General features: G+C 65.4%; 4 protein-coding genes. 2 read left to right on the top strand and 2 right to left on the bottom strand.

The features are described from left to right. Positions 1 to 170: 170 nt before the first annotated feature. The gene (locus tag EN804_RS33190) at positions 171 to 1,607 is read left to right on the top strand and encodes an amidase (RefSeq protein ID WP_135922190.1); all 1,437 of its coding nucleotides are present in this window, start codon (positions 171 to 173) and stop codon (positions 1,605 to 1,607) included. Positions 1,608 to 1,833: 226 nt separating this feature from the next. On the opposite strand, the gene EN804_RS33180 is transcribed toward EN804_RS33190, so the two are convergent. After that, positions 1,834 to 3,078 carry a Xaa-Pro peptidase family protein gene (locus tag EN804_RS33180; RefSeq protein WP_135922188.1) on the bottom strand — a complete coding sequence of 415 codons (1,245 nt, stop codon included), beginning with the start codon at positions 3,076 to 3,078 and terminating at the stop codon, positions 1,834 to 1,836. Between the two features lie 70 nt (positions 3,079 to 3,148). Beyond that, positions 3,149 to 3,679, bottom strand: a complete 531-nt coding sequence (locus EN804_RS33175; RefSeq protein ID WP_246693521.1) for an invasion associated locus B family protein — start codon at positions 3,677 to 3,679, stop codon at positions 3,149 to 3,151. A gap of 307 nt (positions 3,680 to 3,986) precedes the next feature. On the opposite strand from EN804_RS33175, the gene EN804_RS33170 reads away from it, so the two are divergent. Beyond that, positions 3,987 to 16,250 (top strand): hypothetical protein, encoded by a 12,264-nt coding sequence (locus EN804_RS33170; RefSeq protein WP_189524610.1) that lies wholly within the window; start codon positions 3,987 to 3,989, stop codon positions 16,248 to 16,250. The last annotated feature ends 13 nt before the right edge of the window (positions 16,251 to 16,263 follow it).

Below are 16,263 nucleotides of genomic sequence, written 5' to 3'. Positions count from 1 at the left end.
AAGCTCGTCCGCCGCAGCGCCGCGCCAACCAAACCGCTTGGCGCTGCGGCGGATGCATAGGGGGAGAACTGTTACCTATGTATCCGGTTCAATCTGTTACCCATCTATCGGCTGGACACCGGCAGGCGGATGAGGGGCGGCGCCAGCCTTGGCAAATTTGGGAGAGAGACATGATCACCGACAGTCTGTTGAAAACCTACGCTGACTCAGACGCGCTTGACCTGGCCGCGCTGGTGCGTGGCGGCCAGGTTTCGCCGGCGGAGCTGGTCGAGGCGGCGATCACGCTGGTCGAGCGGTTGAATCCGTCGCTCAACGCGGTCATCCACCGCCTCTACGACATGGCGCGCGCGCAGGCGCGCACAGTCGACAGATCGGCTCCCTTTGCCGGCGTACCATTCCTGCTCAAGGAACTGGCCTCCTCCTGGACAGGCGCGCCGAACACCAATTCCTGCCTCTATCTGAAAGACGTCGTCGCCGACTTCGACACCGAAGTCGTTCGCCGCATGAAGGCGGCGGGACTGGTGCTGGTCGGCAAGTCGAACGCGCCCGAAAACGGCTGGTCGATCACGACGGAGCCAAAACTCTACGGCACGACGAAGAACCCGTGGAAGGAAGGCATCACGCCAGGCGGATCGAGCGGCGGCGCGGCGGCGGCCATCGCCTCGCGCATGGTGCCGATCGCGGAAGCCAGCGACGGCGCCGGCTCGATCCGCATTCCCGCCTCCTGTTGTGGCATTGTGGGTCTGAAGCCGTCGCGTGGCCGCGTCAGCCTCGCGCCATTCGGCGACTATTGGTATGGCGGCGCCTATTTTCTCTGCTGCTCGCGCACGGTGCGCGACACGGCGGCCTATCTCGACGCCGTCGCCGGCGCGCTGCCCGGCGACCCCTACACGCCGCCGGTGCCGGATGCGTCCTGGCTCAGCCTGTCGGCGAGCGCGCCGAAAAGATTGCGCATCGGCTTCACCGTCACGCCGCCCAATGGCACGGCCATGGATCCGGAGGTGAAGGCTACGGTGCTGGCCACCGTGGCGACGCTTGAGCGGCTTGGCCATCATGTCGAGGAGCACGACATGCCGCTCGATGCCAACCGCGTGTGGACGACCTACACCAACATGACATGCGTGCAGACGGCGGCGACCTTCGACTATCTCGAAACGGTGATCGGCCGGCCGGTAAGGGCAGGCGATGTCGAGGCGGTGACCTGGGCGATCATCGAGCGCGGCCGCGCCACCAGCGGCATCAGGCACATCCGCGATGTCGAGCAGCTCAGGCAGGTCGGCCGCGACATTGTCGGCGACCTCAATGGCCATGATCTTTTCGTCACGCCCACCTTGACGCAATTGCCGCGCCCGTTCGGCTATTACGACATGTCGGAGACGGACATCGACCGCTACAACGCCAAATGGACGGACGCCGTCTTTGCCTTCCCGTTCAACATTTCAGGCCAGCCAGCGATCTCGCTGCCGCTCGGCTGGTCGAAAGGCGGCGTGCCGATCGGCGTGCAGCTGGTCGGCCGCTACGGCGACGAGGCGACAGTGCTGGCGGCGTCGGCGCAGCTCGAAGAGGAAATGCCTTGGAGGGACAGGCGGCCGCCGGTGAGTGCTTAGCAGCCAAGGGCCTAAGCATCGGCGTTCGCGCTCTACGGCGCCCCCCTCTGGCCTGCCGGCCATCTCCCCCACGGGTGGGGAGATTGGCGGCTTCGGCGCCGGCTCCTCTTCTTGCCATGTTGAAGATTGGCGACGGCGGCTACGACAGTCGATCTCCCCCCTCGTGGGGGAGATGCCCGGTAGGGCAGAGGGGGGCGCCGTAGAGTGCCAACGGCGATAGGGACCGCTACCCAATTCTCTCCAGCCGCCTCGGCAGCCGGTTCATTGCGACCGGTCCATCCGGCGTGATCAGGAACTGGTCCTCGAGGTTGAAACTGGCGAGGCCGTCGATGTAGAGCGGGATCTCGAAGGCCAGCACCATGCCTGGCTCGATCACGACATCGCTGCCGGCCGCGATGAACGGCCATTGTTCGGAAAAAACCGACTGGCCGACGCCGTGGCCGAAATGGCCGCGGCGGTAGGAGCGCAGGCCTTGCCGCGCCAGGCTGTTGGTGGCGACGCGATGCACATGGGCGAGCGTGTTTCCGGGGACAAGCTCGGCCAGGCCATCCTCGAAGGCGCGCTCGGCGATGGCGTGCAGTTCGGACTGATCGGCAGAAGGCGGGCCGAAGGTGAAGTTGCGCGACATGTCGGAGGCGTAGCCGCCAACCGTGCAGACCATGTCGCATTTCAGCGGATCGCCAGCCACGGCCCCGGCGTCCGCGCCCTTAGCCTGGGCGCCGAGCGTCACATATTCGGCCGTGATGACCGGATGCGAAAGCCCGGCCGCCGCCGTGGCGACGCCTTGCCGGTAGAGCGCGACGAGGTCGCCCTGGCGCATGCCGGCCATGGCATCGACCTGCAACCGCTCCAGGCCGGCCTCGGACAGGAGGATGCCTTGCCGCAGGAGGTCGATCTCGCGCTGCGACTTGACGGCGCGCAGCCGGTCCAGCACGGGCGAGCCGTCGACGACGGGGCAGTTCGGCAACAACGCCCGGATGACGGCAAAATCGGCGGCGGTAATGAAGTCGAGGTCGAGGCCGAGCGTGGCGCGCCCCAGCCCGAAATCGAGAAGCATGGCTTGCAGCTGGCGCACCGAGCCGGCGAGATCGAAAGTGGCGGGCCGCGAGAAATCCGGCGCGCGGTCGAGCGAAGCCAGGCCAGCCTCGATACGCTCCGCCAGAGGAAGGCTGTGAGGCCCTGTCTCGACCGGCGCGGATTCGATCCAGATCGGGTGCGAACGCACAACCATTTCGGGCGCCGAGGTCCGCAGCTGCGCCGCGTTGAAGTCCGCGACCACGACGCCGATCGGCAGGTCCTGACGGGCGGGGATGACGACGAAGCCGGCGCCGGCGCGCCGGAACAGGCCGGCCGGGCCGATCGACGCGCCGGTCGCATAATGGAAGGCCTCGGGCGCGCAGAGCACCAGCGCCGCGATGCCGGCGCGTTGCATTAAATGCGAGGCGCGCTGGCGGTCGACAAAGCCCGTCATGAAATTTCTCCATATGCCTGAACCGGCAACGGAGCATTAAGGGTACGGACAATCAAGCGGCCGACAAGGGCTACTTGATCGATTCCAGCTTGGTAAGCGCGGCGGTGAAGCCGGCCAGCGACACCGGGATGGTGACCGGCTTGCGGGTGACGGATTCCATGCCGACGTTCAGATTGGTTCCCGATTTCATCGCCTTGACCAGTTCCGGCGGCAGCGGGGTGGCGGCATAGGCGCCGTTCTGGTCGCTGGTCTGGATGGCGATGGTGGTCTTTTGCCCCTGGTCGACCTGATAGCTGGCGCCGGACGGCAGGAACAGGCCGTGCGGCAAAGCGAGCAGCATGGCGAGGCTGCCATTGGCATTGTCGCGGCGCACCGTCACGGTGAGCACGCGCTGTCCTGTCTTGGCCTCTGTCAGGTTCTGCGACAGCTGGCATTGAAGCTCGGTGTTCGCCGAGCCGCTGGAGCAGTTCACCGCCCAGGGATTGGCGTCGGTCGGCTTTGACTGGGCCGGTTGGGGCTGGGCCGGCTTGGCGGCGTCCTCGGCACGTACGGGTCCAGCGACCGACAGGATGAGCCACAGAGTGACAATACCTACGGCCAAGCCTGAAATATTAGCTCGCGCTAAAGCAACTGTCATATTCCTTGTGCCCCGGCTGGTATTCCCGCAGTACGGCTTGATACAACACTCCAACCCGGCCTGGAAGCCGTGAGTCCAGCCAAGCAAGCCGGCAAATTTACTGTGTCCATATTGCCACAGGGAAGAACTTTGGCGGACGACCACAGCAGCCGGATCTTTAGGGACTCGCTATACAATAGAATTCCAGTAAATATCGGCACGCGGGACGTGTAGTCCCAGAAGGGCTCGCCAGGGGATGGGAACTACCGAGAAGTCTCGGCAAGTTGGTGGGATGGCGGCGCGTGGGGAGGGTTTCCACCTGCGCGCCGGCTATCGCCGTTCGAGCATTGCCAGGCATCTCTGGAAGACGACGGCGCTTACGTCGCTGGCACTGGCGCTCTCGGGCGCGGCTGCCTATGGCGACGATGCCGGTCTCTGGCAGCCGCAGATCCGGGCCATTATCGGCGCCGACAACAATGGCGGCAACGCTGCGCTCGAAGGCTTCATCCCGATCAAGCAGACCGCCGAATCGGTGCTGTTCCTGGATGTCCGGGCCAAGCACGATTTCAAGGATGCCTTCGGCCAGGATATCGGCCTCGGCATCCGCCGCATCGTCAACCCGGACCTGATGCTCGGCGGCTACGCCTATTTCAATGCCGAGAGCTACGGCGGCACCCAGTTCACCGGCGGCACGCTGGGCGTCGAGGCGATCACGCCGAATTTCGACGCGCATGTGAACGTCTTCGTGCCGATCAAGGGCGACTCGACCGACCACTCGACCAGCTCAACCCTGTCGATGGTCTCCAACCAGCTGATCGAGCAGATCTCGGTGCTCGACCATCGCGATTACGCGGCCTGGGGCATCGAAGGCGAGATCGGCGCCCAGGTTCCGGTCAACCTGCCCGACAAGCATTCGCTGCGGCTGGATATTGGCGGTTATCATTTCGAGGATCCGCACGGCGATGACGGCAGCGTCACCGGCGCCAAGGCCGGCATCGAATATGAGATCGGTGATGTCTTCGGCACCGGAACGTCGCTGACCTTCACCGGCGAGGTGCGCAACGACAATCGTGACGACACCCAGTTCGCCGGCAGCGTGCGGCTGAACATCCCGTTCAACCCCGGCCATGGCTCGGACACTACCGGGGCCATCGGCACGGACCCGGTCTATCCGGTCAGCGAAGGCCTGCGCAAGCGCGTCAACGAGCGGGTGCGCGGCGATATCGGCGTCAGGGTCCAGTCGCAGGACAAGATCGGCGGCTCGACGACGCGCGTCGCCATCAACGCCGCCACCAATGCCGCCTTCGGAAAATTCTACTTCGCCGATGGCGGCCTGGCCGGTGCGGGTACGTTGGCCGACCCGACGACACTGGACGACGCGGTCACCAAGGCCGGCAATGGCGGTTTTGTCGTTGCCCTGGGTGGCAGTGGCAATCTGACGACTGCCGGCGTGACACTTGCCACTGGCCAGACCGTGATCGGCGGTGGCCAAAGCGTCACCGCGAAACTGTCCGGCGGCGGCACCGCCACCTTCAATCTGGGCGGCAGCGACGGCACGATCCAGGGCACCAACGTCGCCAACAACGTCATCACGCTCGGCACCGGCAACACGCTGAACGGCATCACCATCACCGGCGGCGCCGACGGCATCCTCGGCAACAACGTCACCGGCACGACGCTGACCAAGGTCACGGTGACGGGCGCCGGCGGCAACGGCGCCGAGTTCACCGGCAATTCGACCAACGTCAAGGCGTCCGATTTCACGTCCACGAATAACGGTCTCGACGGCCTGCATATCGAGGACAACGGCACCTATAATTTCACCGGCACGACGCTGCTGTCGGGCAATCTCGACGACGGCCTCGATATCACCGGCCAGGGCACCTACACCTTCGCGACGGTCAATGCGCTTGATAATACCGACCGCGGCATCACCGTGCAGGGCACGTCGAGCGGCGGCAGTTTCACCACCACCGGCGGCACTATCTCCGGCAATGGCGGCGTCGGCGTCTACATCGACCCGATCACCGCGCATGTGGTGCTGGATTCGATCAGCCAGACCGGCGGCACGTCGGGCGTGGTGCTCGACCACGTCTCGGGCAGCTTCACCGTCAACGGTTCGACGACGATTTCCAACACGACCGGAGCGGCGATCCAGATCACGGATTCGCCGGCGACAATCCGCTTCGGCGACATCAGCATCGCGACGCCCGGCGGCGACGGCATGGTGTTTTCCGGCGTCAACGCGGCTGTGGTTGCCGGCAACATCGTCATCTCCGGGCTGGGTCTCGGCCATACTGGTCTCGACTTCTCCGGCAGCCAGACCAATTTCACCGCGCAGTCGCTCAACATCACCGGCCCGGGCGCCGCCGGCACCATCGGCATCGACCTCGCCGACACCACCGGCGGCGCCTCGATCATCATCACCAATGGCGGTTCCATTTCGGGTGTCGACACCGGTGTGCGCTTCGGCATAGCGGGCTCGCTGGCCCATTCGGCCAATGCCGAATTCAGCTTTGGCGGCGGTTCGATTGCCGGCAGCACCGCTTCGCTCGACGCGCGCGGCCTCAACCAGATGCTCGGCCACTACGCGTTCGGCTCGACCACCTTCAGCGGCCCGCAGCTGTTCGACCAGCAGAATGTGATCTTCGTCGGCGGCGTCGGCTCGTCGGGTGACGGTTCTTCGACATCGAGCCTGCTCGCGATCAACCTGGCCGACGCCAACACCCAGAACAATGCGATCTTCGTGCTGGTCAACGAAGGATCTCCCATCGATGCGGCCGGAGGCTTCTCGCTCAGCGACGGCCAGACGCTGGCCTCGTTCGGCAATGGCCGCTCCTTCTCGCTCGGCGGCATTCCGGTCAACATCACCGGCAACAATGTCCAGCACGACCAGGTCGTTTCGGATCCGGGCGGCGGCGCGGCGACGCTGACCAATTCCGGCTCCGGCGGTGTCGTGACAGTGGCCAACGGCAATTCGCTACTCGACTTCAACATTTCGGGCGGCAGCGACGCGGGCATCAACGCAACCTTGATCAACGGCCTGACGATCCAGGGCGTGACCCTCAGCAATGTCGACACAGGTCTTTTCCTCGGCAGCGTGACCGGCACGGTTTCGGTCCACGATCTCAATGTCCAGAATGCGAGCCAAACCGGCATCGAGCTTGTCGCCTCGAGCGCGACCGTCAATTTCACCGGCAACACGACGATCGGCAATGCCACCAATGTCGGGCTGTCCGCCAAGAATTTCGATGGCACCGCCACTTTCGACGACCTCGATATTACCGGCGGCGGCATAGGCGTCTCTATCGTCAACGACTCGAGTGGAACCCTGACTTTCGGGGCCGGCAGTTCCATCACCGGCACGAGCAGCAACGCCTTCTCGATCAGCAGCTCCACGCCCAACGTCACCTTCAACGGCACCATCAATCAGACCGCTGCCGCAAGCGCGGTGACAATCTCCAACATGACCGGCGGCACCGCCACCTTCGGCGGCACGATCACCGCCAGCACCGGCGCGGCCAATGCGATCGACCTGACCGGCAACACCGGCGGCACGATCAACTTCACCGGCGGGCTCGACCTGACCGCGGATGGCGGCTTCGCCTTCAGCGCCGTCAATGGCGGTACGCTGACGGTAACTGGCTCCGGCAACACGGTAGCGACCGGTCTCGGACCGGACGAGAAGGGCATCCAGATCGCCGGCATGACGATCGGGACTGCCGGGGTGAACTTCTCCAGCGTCACCGTGGATGGCTCCGGCGGGGGAGCTTCGACCGGCATCGCCATCAGCAACACCAGCGGCGGCAACGTCACCTTTGGTGGCGTCGACCTGTACCGTATCAGCGGCGTCGCCATCAGCCTCAACAAGGTCGCCAGCGGCGTCTACAGCTTCAACGGCACGACGAAGATCGACACGGTGGTCGGCGGAGGCCCCGGCTTGCTGGTTCAAAACAGTGCCGCGACCGTCAGCGTCAACAATCTCGTCACCACGAATATCGCCGGCGCCGATGTCAGCCTGACCAACAACACCGGCACGATCGGCATCGGCGGCACCATCACCAACAGCGGCACGGGCGATGGCGTCGTCGTCTCCGGCGGCACCGCCGCGATCACCATCGGCGCGACCATCAACAGCTCGGCTGGCACGCCCGGCACGGCAGTCAAGATCGACGGCATCACCGGTGGTTCGGTTGCCTTCACCGGCGCGGTCACCTCGACCTCTACCGGCAACCTTTTCGCAATCGGCTCGACCACGGCTCCGACGGTGGGCGCGATCAGCTTCACCGGCTCGGCGTTGACGGCCAGCGGTGGCGGCGGCGCGGTGATCGCCGGCCTTGGCATCGATTCGTCCTTCAACGCGACGGCGCCATTGACGGTCACCAACGCGACCGGCAATGGCGTCTCCGTCTCGAACGTAAACGCTGAAGCCCACTTCGGCGCGGTGACGGTATCGGGTGCTGGAGGCAATGGCATCGACATCGGCGGCAATCCCGGCCTGGTGACTTTCGGCACAACGAATGTGACGCTCGGTTCTGGCGCCAACACCGCTGGCGTCAATTTCAGCGGCACCAATGGCGGTGTGACCTTTGGCACCACGACCATCGGCAATGTCGGCGCCAACCAGACCGGCATCGACTTCAGCGGTTCATCGACCACGGCCGATTTCGGCGTCACCACCATCACCGGCAACGGCGACCTGACCTCGCGCGGCATCGACCTGTCGTCGACGCAAGCCGACAAGACCATCACCTTCCAGGCCGGCTCCAGCATTTCCAATGTCGGCGTCGGCGTCGAACTGTCGTCGGGCGGCACCACGGCGACATCGGCCAATGCCAACTTCACCTTCGGCGACGGCAATGCGGGCAATGGCCTGCAGTCCTCCATCAGTGCGGCAGCCGGCGGCTACACGGTCAACACCATCGGGCTCAATCCGGCGCTCGGCAATTACAATTTCAACGATGTCGCCTTCACCGGCAGCGCGCATCTGGCCAGCGCGGTTGGTGGGACCATCATGGTCTCGCAGAACGGCGGCGTCATCGCCGCCGGCACGGATGGGCTGAGCGCGGATGTGAGCACCATTTCGGTGACCGCCGCCGACGCCATGAGCGGCAGCGGTGTGGTCTTCGCCTTTGTCGGCACGGTCGATCTCAGCGGCACGCCGTTCACGCTCGATTCGGGCCAGTCGATCACCGGCTTCGGCAACGGCAACTCGATCCTCACCTCCGGCACGGTCCAGCCGATCAACGTCCAGGGCAATCTCGGGGCAACCGGCGGCAACGTCACCGGCGACGAGGGCGTGGTCAAGAGCACGGGCAGCGATACCCTGCACCTGCTCGGCAGCAATCAGGTGAAGAACACCGCTTTCGACTTCAGCGGCGGCAGCGGCTCGGTCTTCCTCATCGACGAGAGCGCGGTCGGCTTCGGCAATGCCGGCGGCATCGTCGTTGACGGCGTCACGGTCAGCAATGTCGCCGTTGGCCAGACCGCCTTCAAGGTCGACGGCCTCACCACCAACGTGTCGATCACCAACAACAACGTCAACGTCGCCGGCACGCTGCTCGCCGCCGATGGCGGCAATGGCAACATCACGCTCACGCGCGGCAATTTGCCCAACAGCGGCCCGGCCGGCACGCTGACCGGCGGCGGTGTCACGATCTCCAACCGCACCGGCGGCCTGGTCAATTTTACCGACAAGGCGGCCATCGGCGGCAACGGCGTTTCGCTGACCAACAACACCGGCTCCACCATTACCTTCGCGGATGTGGACATCACCACCAATGGCGCGACGGCTTTCACCGCCACCGGCGGCGGCACGGTCAATGTAACGACGGGCACGATCAGCGCCACGGGCGCCCAAGCGGCGGCGCTCGACGGCATCACCGCTGGTATCAACTTCGCCTCGACCAACGCCACGTTCGGCTCGGGCAACGGCATCGACCTGCAGGCTCTCAGCGGCACAGCCGCTTTCGGCACCGGCACGCTGACCAACACCGGCGCGGGCACGTCCTTCAATGTCGGCTCGGCGACCGATCAGAGCGGCGGCAACGCCGTTATCTCCTATGGCGGCACCATCGCCAGCAACGGCACGGGCGCGGCGGTTTCGATCCAGGAACTGACCGGCGGCTCGGTGACGCTGTCGGGCAATTTGGCGGACGGCCTCACAGGCGCCGGCGGCAATATCGTCGTTGCCGGCATCGACAACGGCACGGCGGCGACGGTCACCTTCTCCGGCACGACCAAGCAGATCGACTCGGGCGCGACCGACGGCGTCAGCCTGACCGGCAATCCGAACGGCACGGTCGACTTCAGCAATGGCGGCCTTGCCATTAAGACAACGACCGCAACGGGCTTCCATGTAGCCTCCGCCGGCACGGTCAGTGTCAGCGACACCGGCAACACCATCACCACCGCGACCGGCACCGCGCTCAACCTCGACGGCGCGACGATCGGCGCCGGCGGCGTCACCTTCGATTCCATCACGGTCGCCGGGGCGGCGACCGGCATTGCGCTGAACAATGTCAGCGGCGGCGCCGTCAGCCTCGGCGCGGTCGACCTGGAAGGCATCACCTCGCGTGGCGTCGACATTTCCGGCACGATCGGCTCGACGCTTGATTTCACCAGCCTCAACATCGGGCTCGGCGCCACCAACGCGATCGGCCTCGACCTCAGCGGCGCCGCGCTCGGCGCCAGCAACATCACGGCTGGCGATTTCGACGTCGATGGCGGCAGCTTCGCCGGCACGATCGGCATCGACATGGCCGGCACGACCGGCACCGGCACGATCCAGCTCGGCGACCTCGTCAACAACAACCCCGGTCCGAGTGGCCAGACCTCGACCATCGCCAATGTCGGCTATGGCGTGCAGTTCTCCAGCGCAACCAACGCCAAGCTGGTCTTCGGCGACGGCCAGGGTCCGGCTGAATCGTCGATCGCCACCACCGGCGGTCAGGTCATCCACGCCACCGATAGCTTGCCGACCAATGGCGACTACAATTTCAACGACGTCAATTTCACCGGCGACATTTCGAACCTGTCGTCGATCAGCGTCTACTACGTCACCGAAGGCGGCACCGGCGACGGCAGCCTCGCCAATCCGGGCAGCTATGCTGGCGCCCAGGCGTCCACCACCGCCAATGTCATCGTGCTGATCGACCAGACCACCGGCGGCAGCCAGTCGACGATCGACCTCGCCGGAACCACGTTCCAGCTCGATGACGGCCAGGTGCTGCTCGCCTTCAAGAGCGGCGATGCCGCCGTCGATGTCTCGCAGCTTGGCGTCGACACCAGCGGCGGCGCCGGCGCAGCGTTCCATTTCACCACCGTGCAGAACTCGCCGATCGTCTCGGCGCCGGGCGGCATCGATTCGCTGCGGCCGATCCTGCAGAGCAACAACGCCACCTCGGTGATCAACCTGGCGACATCAGGCTCGGGCATCTTTAGCGGCGGCGTCGACAATCTCATCATCCGCAACACCAGCACCGGCGCAGGCATTTCGGTCAACGCGACAGCAGCCTCCAGTTTCTTCATCTGGAACAACGACATCGCCGCAGGCGGCCGGGCGCTCGACTTCGCGACCACTGGCGCGCCGGCCAACACTCTGCTGGCGTCGATCGACGGAAACACGCTGCAATCGACCGGAACCGCGCTGGCCGCATCCTTTGCCGGCCAGAACATCAGCGCCACGCAGAATTCGATCGCTGTCAGATCTTTTGCCGGCAACACGGTCACCGGCGGTACCGGCGGCGGCCTCGCCTTCAGCAATGTCACCTTCGATTCGACCGGCGCCGGCGGCACCGTCTCGGTGGGTACGCTCGACATCGGCACGACAGCCGCGAGGGTGCAGGGCAACGGCCTCAGCCTGACCGGCACCAGCGGCACGCTTGATCTCGGCACGTTCACTGTCTTCAACAACAACGGCACCGGCCTGCTGGTCGATGCCAAGGGTCCGCCAGCCACCACTTTTGCGCTCAACAGCAGCGGCGGCTCGGTCGACACCACCAGTGGCACCGCCATCGATCTCGACCCGTTGACGGTTGGCATGACGATCGGCAGCGTCATCGCGACCGGCGGCGCGAGCGGCATTATCTTCGACGGCGTCGCCGGGACCTTCACCGTCACCGGCGCCACCAACATCTCCGGCATGGCGGACGCCGGCATCAGCGCGATAAACACCAATGCCGGCACCTTCAACTTCAACACGGTGACGGTGAACAACGTACTGTCGACCGGCGGCGGCATCGGTTGGGCCAGTGGTACGCTCAACGTCACCGGCTTCGCCGACATCGACACGACGAGCGGCGCGGGCCTTACGCAGACCGGCGGCACGACCAGCTTCACCGGCGGCGTAACGATCGATACCACGACCGGCGTCGGCATTTCCGGAGGGGGTGGCGCCACGATGGGCATCACCGCCACTGGCGGCACCGAAAGCGTGAATTCAACCAGCGGCACGGCGATCGCCTTGTCCAACGTCTCTGCAACCATCGCCCTGGATTCGACCTCGTCCGCCGGCGGCAGCACCAATGTGAACCTTGTCAACACCAGCGGCACGGTTAACCTTGGTTCGGGCGCGCTGACCGGCGCCGCGGCTGTCTCGTTCATCGTGAGCGGCGGCACGGCGGCAGTCAGCTATTCGGGCAGCGCCACCATGTCGGCCACCGCCGGCACAGCCCTTGAAGTCCAGAACCGATTGGCCGGGGCCGGGCTCGTCTCGCTGAGCGGCAACCTGACGTCCAATGGCAACGGTATCTACCTGAACAACAATACCGGCGGCACCGTGACCGCCTCGGGGGCATCCAACAATTTCACCGGTGCGGGTTCCGGCATTACGATAGTCAACAACACCGGCGGCACCTTCAACATCAACGGCGCAAGCTATACCATCGCTATGAGCTCGACCGGCGCGGGCGTCGCGATCAGCGGCAACAGCGCCCCTGTGGCGATCAATTTCGGCGCCGGTGGGCTGGCGATCACCACGGCGGCGGGCACGGGGTTCAGCGCCACGGGCGCCGGCACTGTTACCGCCGGCGGAAGCGGCAACACGATCGCCACCACCAGCGGCGGCACCGCACTGAACCTCAGCGGCATCACGATCGGCGCGGCGGGGCTCAACTTCTCCTCGGTATCCACCACCAGCGCCACGACCGGCATTTCGCTGGCCAATGTCGCCTCCTCGGGCGGCGGCGCCATAGCGCTCGGCACGGTCAGTCTGCAGGGCATCACCTCTCGCGGCGTCGACGTCACCGGCACGCAGGGTGCGGCGCTTTCCTTCACCGGTCTCGACATCGGCCTGAACGATAACGCGGCCGTGGCTTTCGACCTCAACGGTTCGACGATCAACGCGGCGATCACGGCCAACGATTTCGACGTCACCAATGCCGCCGCCGCCGGCACCTCGATCGGCGTCGACCTGCGAGGCGCCACCGGCGGCCAGACGGTGCGGCTCGGCGATGCGAACCTCGCCGGCAACAGTTCGAGCATCGCGGGCGTCAACACCGGCGTGTTCCTGAACGGCACGACGAACGTCGCCTTCACCTTTGGCGACGGCGATACCGCCGACCAGTTGTCGACCATCAGTGCCAGTGTCGGCATCGACGCTTCCGTCGCGCCGGCCGCGGGCACCTACAATTTCAAGGATGTGAACTTCCAGGCCACGCCTGGCCTCGGCTTCGGTGTCGGCAAGGTTTATTTCGTCGGCGCGGCGTCGACCGGCGACGGCAGCGGCCGCGACCAGAATAATCTGGCGACGCTGGCCGACGCCGAATTCAACGCGGCCGCAACGGACATCATCGTCCTCGTCAACGATGGCGGCACCATCACCGCACAGGGCACCAATGGCAACGACACGCTGAACCTGCTGACCGGCCAGCAGGTGCGCGGCTTCGACAATGGCAACATCAACCTGGCGCTGACGGTGCCGTCGACGATCCAGCTGGCCAGCAACACCATCTCCATCGCCGATCAGACGCCGGGCGGCACCACCACGCTGACAAGCGCCGATGGCAGCAGCGTCATCACGCTTTCGGCCAGCGGCAACATCATCGACGGCTTTACCATCAACGGCGACGACGGCGCGGGCGTGAATGCCGCGATCGGCATCAGCGGCGCGACGGCGAATGCCACGATCAGCAACATGACGATCAGGAACGTCACGGCCGCCGACATCGACTTCGGCGCCGGCGCAACCGGCACGACGACGCTGACCAATGTCTCCCTCATCGCGGCCTCGGCCGCGACCGGCATCAAGTTCGGCGCGGCCTCAGGAACGGTCACCGCCACCAATGTCGATACCACGGGCGGCAGCGGCCTGTCCGTGATCGGCGGCAATGCGGCGTTCGGCTTCGACAGCACGAGCTCGGTCACCAGCGTTATCGGCACCGCGGTCAGCATCACCAACCGCACCGGCGGCAGCTTCGGCTTTGCCGGCGCGGTGACGTCGAACATCGGCGCCAGCGGCGTCGTCATCTCCGGCGCGACAGCAGCCAACACAGTCAGCTTCACCGGCGCCGTCACCCACAATAATGCCACCGGCGCCGCCGTCTCGATCAACAATGGCGGCCAGGCCTCGACCGTTAGCTTCGCCAACCTCGTGGTCACAACGGGCGGCTCCAACACGGCCTTCACCGCGACCAATGGCGGGACGGTCAATGTCACCACCGGCTCGATCAGCGCGAGTGCCGCCCAAGCGATCAACCTCAACGGCATCGCGGCCGGCATCAATTTCACCTCGACCACTTCGGGCGGCGGCGTCAACAATGTCGCCCTGACCAACGTCACGGGCACGGTGAACCTGGGCACCGGTGCGCTGAGCGGCGCCTCGGGCACCGCGTTTGATGTCAGCGGCGGCACCGCGGCCATCACCTATGGCGGGTCGATCGCCAAGACGAGCGCCGTCGGCAACGTCATCAGCATCGCAGGCCGCACCGGCGGCACGGCCACCTTCAGCGGCACGGTGTCGGCAACCGGCTCCAGCGCCGGCATAGCGCTTTCCAGCAACGGCGGATCGACGATCAATTTCACCAACACGCTGACGCTGACCGGCTCGAACGTCGCCGGCTTCAGCGCAACGGGCGGCGGCACCGTGAGTGCGACCGGCACTGGCAGCGTGATCAGCTCGGGCACGGCCACAGCACTCAACGTCGCCAACACGACGGTCGGTGCGAGCGACCTGACGTTCCAGCGCATCAGTTCCAGCGGCGGCAGTGCCACCGGCATTATCCTCGACACCACGGGTGCCCTGGGTGGCCTGCATGTGACCGGCAATGGTGCAACGGTCGGCGCCTCCGGCGGCGGCGTCATCTCCAGCAAGACAGGCGCGGATGGCAGCACCGCGCAAGGCGTCGGCATCTACCTGAACGGCACGACGGATGTGCAGCTCAACGGCCTGCAGATGAACGACTTCCAGAATTACGGCATTCTGGGCAACAACGTCACCGGCTTCACGCTGGACCATACGATCATCAACGGCAGCAATGGCACCAGCGTTGCCGGCGTCGGCGAAGGCAATGCCTATTTCACCGGCCTCAAGGGCACCGCTACGGTTTCGAATTCCACCTTCACCGGCGCGGCGCTGGACGCATTCCACGTCTTTAACAACAATGGCGAGACTCTCAACCGGATCACCATCACCGGTTCGACCTTCGCGACCAACGCCGCCGCAGGAAACTCGTCAGGCGACGCGCTGGTGTTCCAGGCGACGAACGGCGTCTTCAACGCGACCGTCCAGAGCTCGACATTCACCTCCGCGCGCGGCGACCTGTTCCAGCTTGATCTGCACGGCAACGTCCAGTCGGATCTGGTGTTCGGCGGCGCCACTGGAGCGCTCGGCAACACGCTGTCGAACAACAACCAGAACATCGTCTCGGGCGGCGGCGGCATCACGATCAGTTCGGGCGGCGCCGGCGACGTGGCGAACCTGACCTTCAACATCGCCCACAATACGATGCGCGATGCGCTGGGCACGGCTCTGGGCATCAGCACCGGCTCCGGCGCCAGCTCGTTCAACGGCACGATCGATTCGAACACGATCGGCGTCGCCGGCGTGGCGAACAGCGGATCGGCCCAGGGCAGCGATATCGGCTTCGTCACGTTGGGCGGCGCCGATTCCAGCGTGACGATCACCAACAACCTGCTCTATCAGTACAACAATGATGGCATTCTGCTGCAGACGGGTGATGCGGTCGATGGCAGCAACCAGAAGCTGACGGCCGTGGTACAAGGCAACACCGCCAGCAATCCAGGCACATTCGGCAACCACGGTTTCGAACTGAACGCCGGCACGGTTGCTGGAGACGCCCAGACGGTCTCGCTGACCCTCGGCGGTGCTGGCGGCCTGGCCAACAATTTCACAGGTTCGGGTGCCAATGGTGGCACAGACATCCGTCTCCGCACGCGGTTCGATGTCCATGTTGGCTTGCATGGCGGCGCCGCGGCTTACGCGGGCGCGGCAACCGATGCCGCGGCTGTCATGAGCTATGTGCAAGCCATCAACAGCGGCACCGTCAGTGTCACGATCGGCTCCGGTGGTACGGCGGGCTTCTATTCGACGCCATAGTCTGAACGGGCGA

The sequence above is a fragment of the Mesorhizobium sp. M8A.F.Ca.ET.161.01.1.1 genome, from assembly GCF_004792105.1.
Lineage (GTDB): Bacteria > Pseudomonadota > Alphaproteobacteria > Rhizobiales > Rhizobiaceae > Mesorhizobium.
The sequence above is the reverse complement of the archived record's forward strand: the minus strand, read 5'-3'. Positions and strand labels throughout refer to the sequence as shown.